The sequence below is a fragment of the Vibrio phycocola genome (assembly GCF_054404255.1).
In genome coordinates this window covers 1-451 of the sequence record NZ_JBTAMQ010000014.1, presented here as the reverse complement: position 1 = coordinate 451, position 451 = coordinate 1, and the positions used below count along the sequence as shown (strand labels likewise).

The following is a 451-nucleotide window of genomic DNA, read 5'->3' as shown; positions in this document are numbered from 1 at the left end:
GGGGGTCGCGAGTTCGAGTCTCGTCCGTTCCGCCATTTACACATAAGCCTTAGCAGAAATGCTAAGGCTTTTTTGTGCTTGTTTGTTAGCGATTGTGCTAAAAGCATCGTCGCAGTGTTATTAAACGCGGAGCGGCAGTTCAGTTGGTTAGCTTATTTGTTTAGAGAAAGCGGCCTGTCACGCCGGGGGGCGCTGCATTTTGCAAGATAGGGAGTCTCGTCCGTTCCGCCACGTACTTTACAATAGAGCACATAAGCCTTAGCAGAAATGCTAAGGCTTTTTTGTGTTTGTTAGCGATTGTGCTGTGAAAGCATCGTCGCAGTGTTAGTGAAAGTGGAGCGGCAGTTCAGTTGGTTAGCTTATTTGTTTAGAGAAAGCGACCTGCCACGCCGGGAACCGCTGCATCTTGCAACATAGGAACTCTCGTCCGTTCCGCCAAGTACTTTACAAT

1 protein-coding gene is annotated in these 451 nt (G+C 48.6%); it reads left to right on the top strand.

From position 1 onward, the window contains the following. On the top strand, nt 1–210 hold a 210-nt coding region (locus ACXJY6_RS16680; protein WP_458769025.1), incomplete at its 5' end, for a hypothetical protein. Nucleotides 211–451 lie beyond the last annotated feature (241 nt).